A 10,295-nucleotide genomic window follows, 5' to 3' on the forward strand; every position below is an offset into this window, starting at 1 on the left:
AGCATGAACGAGTATCTACAGTGATAAAGGTACAGTAGGTATTACCTGAACTGAATTACATTTATAATATTCACAAACAAGCTAAACACATCAAACTTATTTACTTTCACCGTAGTAATAGTAATAGTATGAATCCTTGTTTTTTCGATCTACATTGTTAAGAACAACGCCAAGTATTCTTGCTCGTACGTTTTCAAGATTTTGTTTCGCTTTGAGTGCTATGTCTCTTTTCACCTTATCCGAATCGACGACCAAAATAACGCCATCCGCGCGTGTGGCTATGATCTGGGCATCTGTTACGGCGATTGCAGGCGGAGTATCGATCAGAATGATATCGAATTGCTCCTTAAGTTCATCCAGAAGACTAACCATCCTTTTGGAAGCCAGAATTTCAGATGGGTTAGGAGGAATTGGGCCAGAAGTAATGGCGTATAAATTTGGAACGAACGTTTCCAACACAACTTTGTCAATGGAGATCTGATTCGTCAATAAATTGGTTAGGCCCAAGCGATTGGTGACCATTAACGTATGATGCATGGTGGGTTTTCTAAGATCCGCATCAATCACTAATACTTTTTTATCCGCTTGAGCATAGGCTACTGCTAGGTTGATAAGCGTTGTTGATTTCCCTTCTCCAGGTCCTGCCGAAGTGACCATCATAATTCTCAATTCTTCATCGATCGATGAGAATTGGATGTTGGTTCTTAGCGCTCTATATGCTTCAGAAATGGGCGATTTGGGATTCTGATGTGTGATAATGGGTCTTTTATTGGCTAAGTTTGACATCTGATTGTCCCCCCACTCTTTGTTTATTCGTTTGTTTACTATGATTATTCTGCAAATCTTCTGATCTCATCTTTGTAATCATCGTTAAAGTTGGCAGTCCTAAATACTGCTGAACTTCTGCCTCTGTTTTTAATTTATCGTCCAAAAATTCCAACAGAAAAGTTATACCTAAAGCGATCATGAGTGATACAACAAGGCTGATTGCAACATTTAACTTTTTATTGGGTTTCACAGGTACCGGATGCTCGAAATCCTTTGCTTCATTCAACAACGAGATATTATCCACTTTCATGATCTTAGGGATTTCACTTTGGAAAACGATTGACACCGCGTTCGCTATGCTTGCCGCTCTCTCATACGACTCATCTTGTACGATAAGGGTCATAACTTGTGTATTGTTAACTGAGCTTACTTTCACCTTATTGACAAGTTGCTCTGCGCTTATATTCAAATTCGGGTAATCGGCAACTACTTTATCCATTATTCTGGGAGTTCTAATGATTTCTTTATATGTGTCAATCAGTCTAATATTCACAGTCACTGTATTAATGTCGACTTGGGATAAACCAACTTGATCATTCGATTTATTCACGATTAGTTTCGTTGAAGCTTCATAGACAGGTTGCATGAAAAAATAACTAACCACTCCTGTTGCTATCGTAGCTAATAAAACGATGGTAACTATCATCCACACCCTTTTACGCAAAATTTTCAAGTAATCCTTTAAATCCAGTTCCAGTTCCATTCCTTTACCTCCGTGTCCTGTCTGTCAATCCTTGTGAAAGTTCAAGGAACCCCCTCCATTTATAAGAAGAGGGTTCCTCAATGAACTTATTTCTTATTTATTCAATAAACGATAAATGACTACTGCCGCTTGGGCACGAGTTGAGTTCGTATTTGGGTTAAATGCATTGCCTTCTTCGCCGATAATAATGCCTTCTTTTGCCGCAAGAGCTACGCCATCTTTCAATGATACGTTGATTGTACTTGCATCCGTAAATCCTTTCAGGATGTCATCCACCTTAGCTGGATCTACAGATACACCTTTAAGTGCCAACGCTCTAGAAGACATAACTGCCATTTCAGCACGTGTAATTTGCCCGTTCGGGTCAAATTTGCCTGTTTCTTTGCCGTTCACAATGCCATTCTTTACAGCAGACGCGACATAAACTTTAAACCAATCGGAATCATTCACATCGTTGAAGCTTTCTGTTGCAGTCCCATCTTCCAAGGCGAAAGTTTTCACGATCATTTTCGCAAATTCAGCACGGGTTACCCATCCATTCGGATCGAATGTTTGCTCTCCACGACCTTCAAGAATACCTTTTGCCGCGGCTACTTGAATTTGTCTGCCAGCCCAAGCTTTAACAGATGCTGTATCGCCGAAAGTAACATTATTCTCTACAACTGTGTATGTGGAGAAACCATTACGAACTGCATTCAGTACGCCATTGCTGTAGCTTCCACCGTAGAACTCTAATTTGCCATCTACGATTTTGGCTAGGGACAATAACTCGGTATCGAATTTATTGCCGTTCGGCACTGGAATCGTTACTTCGATTGGCGTAGTAAAGCTGCTTACTTTATTACCACCCGATGTAAATTCAAACTCGTATACGCCAGATGCCACAGGCAGTTGTGTTACACTTGTTGCCACTTTCGCATCTTGGTTCGTTACTTTAAGCGTCGTGTCTGCACCGAACTCACTTGGACTTACGCCCAATGTAAGACCATTCATGGAAATATCCACTTTCTCAACACCATTAGCAATAGCTTCATCAAATAGTGCCTTCGTCAGCGGAACTTCCGTTGTTTTCGCTGTAATTGTACCGAAATCCAATTTCAATGTTATTTTCTCTGTTGGTGCATTTGGATTCAATAATTTCAATTGATCGTTCAGTGCTTTCGCTTTGTCAGCGATATCTTTCAACTTCGCGGATATGTCAGCAACATTGATAGTTGGAGTAGCTGTATCGCCTACAACTTTAATTGATGAGCTAAGATCTAGGATCGCCAATTCTTGAAGTGCGTTCTTCACTGCATCTTGTGCTTTTTGGAAAATTTCTTTTTTCTTCTCTTCCGAAGCGCCTACAAGCTCTTTTTGAAGGTCTTTCAAGCCTTGTTCTGCAAGATTTTTAAGAGGTATTTCTGTACCTGTGGGTGTTGATGGATCCGGGTTTGGAGTTGTCGTTGTTGTCGTTGTTGCCGTCAACGTGTAGCTATCTGAGATGTATAGCAATAGGTCAAATTTTGAATGAGCTTGAAGAACACCAGTACGACTACCACTAGTCACGCCGTCAAGTACGAGTTGATTACTTGCAACTTTCACGCCAGTTCCAACTGCGCTCCAAGTTAAAGTTAAATAATTAGTTAAATCAATTCCAGATAATTTCAAAGTTCCTACGCCAACAGATGTCGAAGTCACTGTGCCTGGCGTATACGCTAATTTATCTTTCAACAAATATCGGATGCCAGCGGATTCGATGGCCGTTCTAGCTGAGATTGCTTTCTCACCTAGCGCATTCGCAATGTTGTTCTGCGCAGTATCAAGATCATTCAGAGTAAGATGGTAATGCGTTAAGAATTTGCTGAGAAGAAGATCCTGAGAAATCTTGGTAGTTACAATGGTATTCAAAGCACCTTTAATCGAATCCAAAGTACCACCGGAGGAGAAAGCTTGAGCAACGCTGAGTAGCAACTCAGTTTTATTAGCTTCCAATGCATCAAAAGCAGCCTCTTGATAGTCCATTACGTCTTGCTTTGTTAATGTTGTAGTAGGATCAACGCTATGGAACAAAACATTAACGGCATTACGAACACTTGGCGTATTAATAATCGTACCAATCGTTGTTCCCGCATCGTCATAGAACAGATCCAAGCCATTGATTAGTGCAAATATTGAAGTAACATCTACACCCGGCTGTTCTAGCTTAGTCCAAACATCACCAAGGAGAGTCTTCATCTGAGCGGGTGTAATTGTTTGAGCCGCAACCAGATCTCTAACATCTTTCGTATCATTGAACCCTTGCGTATCCCTAGCAAGCTCATTGTGAAGTCCTGCCAATTTAGTCAACACGGAAGCAGGAACTGTCACAGGAGCTACTGCTGCAGAAGCCGCTCCTACTGAAATACCTAGTTTATTAGCTAGGCCTTGCTCGCTTAATGGAAGTCCAGCAATGGAAGCAAACATGATGCTTGCTGCTAACGTCGTTACAGATACTTTCTTTTTCATCGTCATGCTAAAATTCACCTCATCAATTTATTGTGTTTCTTTATTTGGATTTCCAAAACTGAAACCATTTCGGTTTCGACCAGACAGGGGAAAGTGTTTCAATCGATAGGTTATGTATGACCCTGTTGGCATTGTTTTGAAAGGTACTCACATATGTTTGGCCAAGTTCCTTACGCACAATCTCATACGCCTGTGCAAGCGCAAATCCGCGATTGGTTGTGTTGTGTGCATCAGACGAAATGAAGTGAGTCAAGTTATTCCGGCATAAATCCATGGAGAAGGCCTGAATGGATCTACCAAATTCGCCGAGCAAAGCATGTGCAGTCACTTGTGTCAACGCGCCGAGTCGAACTAACTCAAGGAGTTTCAATGGATTCTCCACGATTTCCCGATTCCGCTCTGGATGTGCAATGATCGGCACGATATCCATTAAGAACAGCTCATGAAAAGTATCTTCAATCCCGGATGATATGCGATCAGAAGGAAACTCTATCAGCATATAACGGGAACCATTCAACGTGCTTGATCGTTTCGTCTCTATATCTTCAATTAGATTCCGGTATACGCGGATTTCTTGCCCAGCATGTACGCGAAGCGGAATCTTGCGTTGAATTAGTTCCTCTTGAAACGTTTTAACCTGATCGTTGACGAAGCTAGCGTCATTCATGTATCTGCCATTGTGATGATGCGGGGTTGCAATCACAGCTTGGATCCCCTGATCAACAGCTTGTCTGGCCATTTGAATGGCTTGTTCCAAATCAAGTGCACCGTCGTCGAGATCTGGTAGTATATGACTATGAATATCAATCATTGGAATCGCCAACCTCTAGGACTATTTTCGTAAAATTACGACAAAAAACATCAATAATTATCACTATTCACCATAAAGCTCTTTATCAAAGTTTATCATAGATGCCAATCCTTGCCTACCTCAATAAACAATCAGATGTTACCATTTGGCCTATTTTTATTGAAAATTTATCATAATTTAATACTTGTAATATGTCAGAATTTTATATAAAACTAGTAAAATCATTTCGTTTTCCTCAATTTTAACTAGAATACGATAAAAAACCAGTTATTCCGACAAATTACGACAATAAATCAATGTATTCAATAAGAAATACACAAAACGATATGGTTGAATCCTCCATAAACTTAATCTTACATACAAAATTAATAACGCTGCCTGATGTTCACAGAATGTCCACAAAAAGATAAAGACTCGAAAAATATCAAATGATCCCTACAAGATTACATGTTAGGCACGAATCAGCATCCTATTCACGGTAAAAAAGACCTAAGGGGTCGTCACCCACTCAGGTCTTTGGTTTCATGCATCTTAGCCTATCTGTTCAACAAGCTTCCAACATACCGCAGCAATTCATTGGCACACACTGGGCAATAGCCATGCTCATCGATCAACTGTTTCGAAACGTCGTTAATTTTCTTCAGTTGCTTCTCATCTGGTGTTTTCGTTGAGGTCGTAATCTTAACGATATCCTTCAGATCAGCGAATAGCTTTTTCTCAATTGCTTCACGCAGGCGTTCGTGAGAGCTGTAGTCAAATCTTCTGCCTTTGCGTGAGTAGGAAGAGATGCGGATCAATATTTCTTCGCGGAATGCTTTTTTCGCATTTTCTGATATACCAATCTGCTCTTCAATGGAACGCATGAGGCGCTCATCTGGATCCATCTCCTCGCCGGTTAACGGATCTTTAATTTTACCCCAGTTGCAATAGGCTTCAATATTATCCAAGTAGTTATCGAAAATCGTTCTGGCTGACTCTTCAAAAGAGTATACGAACGCCTTCTGCACTTCCTTCTTGGCAATATCGTCGTATTCCTTACGAGCAACGGAGATGAAATTGAGGAAGCGCTCCCGCTCATCCTTGGTAATCGATGGATGCTGATCCAGCCCATCCTTCAGTGCACGCAGCACATCTAAGGCATTAATACATTGGAGATCCTGGCGGATCAAGGCACTTGAAATTCGGTTAATGACATACCGCGGATCAATTCCGCTCATGCCTTCTTCTTGGTATTCATTTTGCATTTCCTTCAGATCAGCTTCTTTGTAGCCTTCGACAACTTCACCGTCATACATACGCATTTTTTTGACCAAATCCATACCCTGCTTCTTCGTTTCCTTCAAACGCGTAAGTATCGAGAAGATCGCGGCTACACGCAGCGCATGCGGTGCAATATGGATGTGGGACATATCACTCTGTCCGATAAGCTTAGTGTAAATTTTTTCTTCATCTGATACGCGTAAATTATAAGGGATTGGCATGACAATCATCCGAGACTGCAAGGCTTCATTTTTCTTATTGGCGATAAAAGACTTATACTCCGTTTCATTCGTATGCGCGATAATTAACTCATCTGCACTGATGAGGGCGAAGCGACCCGCTTTAAAATTACCCTCTTGGGTAAGTGAGAGCAAATTCCATAGGAATTTTTCATCACATTTCAGCATTTCCTGGAACTCCATGATACCCCTGTTCGCCTTATTCAGCTCGCCATCGAAACGATACGCACGCGGATCAGACTCGGAGCCAAACTCTGTAATCGTCGAAAAATCAATGCTTCCTGTTAAGTCCGCGATATCTTGCGATTTAGGATCTGACGGACTGAAGGTACCAATCCCCACACGACCTTCTTCGGAGACAAAAACACGCTCCACATGCACATCTTCAATGCAACCGTTATACTCTGTCTTCAGACGCATTTGGCACGATGGACATAAGCTGCCTTCGATTTTCACATTGAGCTCGCGCTCGATTTCTGGGCGCAGCTCCATTGGAATCAAATGAAGCGGCTCCTCGTGCATGGGACACCCTTTGATGGCGTAGACTGCTCCCAAATCGGTTTTGGAGAATTGCTCTAACCCACGCTTCAACATCGTCACAATTGTGGATTTCCCACCGCTTACAGGACCCATTAGCAACAAAATACGTTTGCGAACATCCAATCGACGGGCAGCGGAATGGAAATATTCTTCCACCAGCTTCTCAACGGCACGATCCAGGCCGAAAATCTCTTGGTTGAAAAATTTGTAGGATTTGTGGCCAACTTGGTCGTTGATCCCTTGCGAAGCAATCATGTCGTAGACCCTCGAATGCGCAGTTCTTGCGAGTCCAGGATTACTGCGAAGCAATTCTATGTACTCCGCGAACGTACCGGTCCAGCTCAATGAATCCTTCTCCGTACGATGCTCTGAAATTCTTTTGAATATGTCCATGGGTACCTCCTTTCACTGCTGCCTTTCAATTATAGGTCAGCTCGTGATGGTGAATTGTGTACTACAATCCTATGCACCCAAGAGGGATAACTTGCCCGAAATTTTAAAGAGAATTGGGATTTGTTCCTTTCGCCAAATATGCCTGTACCTCTTTGGAAAACGCCCGACTCCTTGAAAACTCCATGAAAACAACAGGGCAAAGGGGTTGACGCAAAGTGAAAACCAACCACTTCCACATCTGGGTAGTGTTGTTGAGAGGACATGCAGCGGGGGATATCCTTCGAGGACAATCACGAGTTACTCGAGAAACAGGCAGGTGGTCTGGATGGAGCTAGTTCGATGTTGGAGATAGGTGATAAAGAGTAGCTTGTTGGGAGCGTAGGAAAAAGCCAACATGCCGCCCTCGGCGCATGTTGGCTCGCAAACCCCAACGCTTACAGCAGCCGCTGCAAGCGTAAAATCGTAAACCGGTTGCGCACGAACAGCGCATCCTGCAGTGACGCCTCCACCAGCGCTGGCTCCACGCCAAGCTGGTCCGGCGCTGCCGGCCCCTGCACCGCCGCGAGCCACGCAGCAAGCTGCTCAGGCACCGGAACCGCGCGGGCGATGCTCTGCACATCGCCCCAACGAGCCGCGATGCGCGCTTGCAGCGCACGCGCATCAACCATCATCGCCGACGCATTCTCGGCGATGATGGCCTCGGCCATGGCTCCGTAGGCCGCCCGGATGCGTTCCGCATCCGTCTGCGCGCTCGGGGCCTGCCCTTGCGCTAGGCGCGCAGCGGCCTCGTCGGCCGTGAGCTCCAGCATCGCCTGATAGCGCTGCGCCATGAGCACGGTCGCGACGCCGACCTTCGCGCCGTGCAGCAGCGCCCGGCGGCGCTGCTGCAGGAGCACCATCTCCCAATAATGGGAGAGATGGTGCTCCGCCCCGGAGGCCGGCCGTGAATGGCCGACCAAGAGCATGGAAAGGCCGGATAGAATCAGGCCTTCCATCAAGCGGCGCAAGCCCAGCTCGGTGCGTTGCGCAATCTCTTCTAGGTGGTCGGTGCACAGCTCCACCGCCTCTAAGGTCAAGCGAGCACTCAGCTCGCAGTAGTGCTCATCCAGCAGCACGCGGCCGAGCGACCAGTCCGCGAGCGAGGTGTGCTTACCGAGCATATCGCCAACGCCGGCCGCAATCATCGCCTGCGGTGCCGCTGCCAGGATGTCCAAGTCGGCGAAGATTGCCTCTGGCGCTGAGCAAGGAATCGTCTGCTTAAAGCCGCGGACGATCAGCGGCGCACCCACGGAGGCGAAACCGTCAACAGATGGCGCAGTAGGCACCGACAAGAACGGCCGTTTCGTACGATGGCTAACAAAGCGAACAATGTCATGAATCGTTCCCGTACCCACGGCCAGCAATACTTGAGAAGTCGTCGATGTGTCCAGCATCAACTGAACGATAGCTTCCTCATCAGCGGCCACTTCCCCCATCGCGTTATCACGAATCAGGCTAAGGCCAACCTTCACCTGCCCATCTTCCAACAGCGAACGAAGCTTTTCACCAGCCACAGCATACGTATTCACGTCCGCGACAAGCGTCACTTCCTCATAGCCAGTTTCCTTTACATATCCGACTGCTTCACTTAGTGCATCTCGTTCAATGACAATACGGTGAATCGGAATCTCATGCTTTTGGCCGCAGTCGCACTCAAAGCTCTTCCCTAACCATTCATTCAGTAATTCACTCAAATCTATCATCTCCCGGCTTGTACATACAAGTGATTCTTCCACCTATTCTAGCGTAACCTATGTTATAATTAAAGCCATTCTATTAGACTTTTTGCACGAAAAGAGGAGAAAGACCCTCATGCCGATTCAAACCGAAACCGAGCTGTATGCACCGATTAAAAGCTTTTTCGAGCAGCGTGGCTATACCGTCCGCGGGGAAGTTAAGCACTGTGACTTAGTTGCCATAAGAGGCGATGAGCCCCCGGTTATTGTTGAATTGAAGAAGAGCTTCAATATCCCGCTTCTCGTCCAAGGAATTGAACGACTGAAGCTTACGCAGGACGTATATGTCGCTTTTGAACTCCCTAACAAAGGAAAAGCCCCCCATCGCTTGCAATGGGAGGAGATCCGCCGACTTTGCCGCATGCTCGGCTTAGGGGTATTGACCGTCCAATTCTACAAACGCAAACAGCCCACAGTCGATCTCGTCTGTGAGCCTACACCTTATACCTTACGCCCCAACAAAAGGGCTTCTGGCAAGCTTATGACCGAATTTCATGAGCGCAGCGGCGACTATAATGTAGGCGGAAGCTCCCAGCAGAAGCTCATGACAGCGTATCGAGAGAAATCGCTTCACTGCGCCTATCTGATGCAACAGCACGGTCCTTTGAGTCCACGCAAGCTGCGTGAATACACGAACAATATGAACGTCAGCTCGCTTCTGCAGCAAAACTATTATCGTTGGTTTATCCGACAAAGCCGCGGTATCTACCATCTTACCCCTAGCGGCGAAAAAGCCTTACAAGAGTATGCTCACGTAGTAGCAGCTTTGCCAACTGTGTCTGTTCCTTAATCTTTCCCTATAACTGGGCGTCAAGCAAGCTAGGAGTGCCTAAATTTTTTCTCGATTATATTAGATTTCGACTACTCGAGCCGTTGGATTACTCCCCAAGATCGATTAGTCTGAAATTTCCGAACTAATCTCACACTCCGCCTCATTAAATCGTATTTAGTCCTTAATTGCCTAACTAAATGGACCTAAACAATCCTCACGCAAGAAAAAGGGCAGATAGTGCTCCTCTGTCAAGAAAGTGGACGTCGCTTAGTTAAACCACCCGTTGGTAATACAGCTGCTCAAAGAGCGCTGGAGATATGTAGCCAATCGTGCTATTCGATCTTGTCCGGTTGTAAAAGAACTCAAGATATCGGTACAGCTTCTGCTGGGCTTCTAGTTTCGTCTTGAATTTGGGGTTGCTGTAGATGAATTCACGCTTCAAGATGCTATGAAAAGCCTCGATACAGGCATTGTCATAACAGTTGCC

Annotated in this window: 8 protein-coding genes; 1 reads left to right on the top strand and 7 read right to left on the bottom strand. The window is 45.1% G+C overall.

Features of this window, described 5'->3' with window-relative positions; genetic code table 11:
• Positions 1 to 96: 96 nt before the first annotated feature.
• From AC1DVJ_RS18120 to AC1DVJ_RS18145, 6 genes are all read right to left on the bottom strand, one after another.
• A complete protein-coding gene (locus AC1DVJ_RS18120; RefSeq protein ID WP_477592636.1) occupies positions 97 to 786 on the bottom strand; it encodes a CpsD/CapB family tyrosine-protein kinase in 690 nt (229 codons plus the stop codon).
• Entirely contained in the window at positions 767 to 1,531 is a 765-nt protein-coding gene (locus AC1DVJ_RS18125) for a YveK family protein (protein ID WP_477592637.1), read from the bottom strand. The genes AC1DVJ_RS18120 and AC1DVJ_RS18125 overlap by 20 nt, the downstream gene beginning before the upstream one ends.
• Positions 1,532 to 1,624: 93 nt before the next feature.
• A complete protein-coding gene (locus tag AC1DVJ_RS18130; protein ID WP_477592638.1) occupies positions 1,625 to 4,024 on the bottom strand; it encodes an S-layer homology domain-containing protein in 2,400 nt (799 codons plus the stop codon).
• Positions 4,025 to 4,058: 34 nt separating this feature from the next.
• Positions 4,059 to 4,829 carry a tyrosine-protein phosphatase gene (locus AC1DVJ_RS18135; RefSeq protein WP_477592639.1) on the bottom strand — a complete coding sequence of 257 codons (771 nt, stop codon included), beginning with the start codon at positions 4,827 to 4,829 and terminating at the stop codon, positions 4,059 to 4,061.
• A 536-nt stretch (positions 4,830 to 5,365) separates the two neighbouring features.
• Positions 5,366 to 7,261 (bottom strand): PrkA family serine protein kinase, encoded by a 1,896-nt coding sequence (locus AC1DVJ_RS18140; protein ID WP_477592640.1) that lies wholly within the window; start codon positions 7,259 to 7,261, stop codon positions 5,366 to 5,368.
• Between the two features lie 434 nt (positions 7,262 to 7,695).
• Complete coding sequence (locus tag AC1DVJ_RS18145; RefSeq protein WP_477592641.1) at positions 7,696 to 9,003, bottom strand: sn-glycerol-1-phosphate dehydrogenase; 1,308 nt, start codon at positions 9,001 to 9,003, stop codon at positions 7,696 to 7,698.
• 109 nt (positions 9,004 to 9,112) lie between these two features.
• On the opposite strand from AC1DVJ_RS18145, the gene AC1DVJ_RS18150 reads away from it, so the two are divergent.
• Positions 9,113 to 9,826, top strand: coding sequence for a DUF2161 domain-containing phosphodiesterase (locus AC1DVJ_RS18150; protein ID WP_477592642.1), 714 nt, complete (start codon positions 9,113 to 9,115; stop codon positions 9,824 to 9,826).
• 253 nt (positions 9,827 to 10,079) lie between these two features.
• Here the strand turns inward: AC1DVJ_RS18150 and AC1DVJ_RS18155 are convergent.
• Positions 10,080 to 10,295 (bottom strand): IS3 family transposase (locus AC1DVJ_RS18155; protein ID WP_477590321.1); only part of this gene is annotated, 216 nt, incomplete at its 5' end.

This window comes from Paenibacillus sp. P4_A9 (assembly GCF_056402415.1).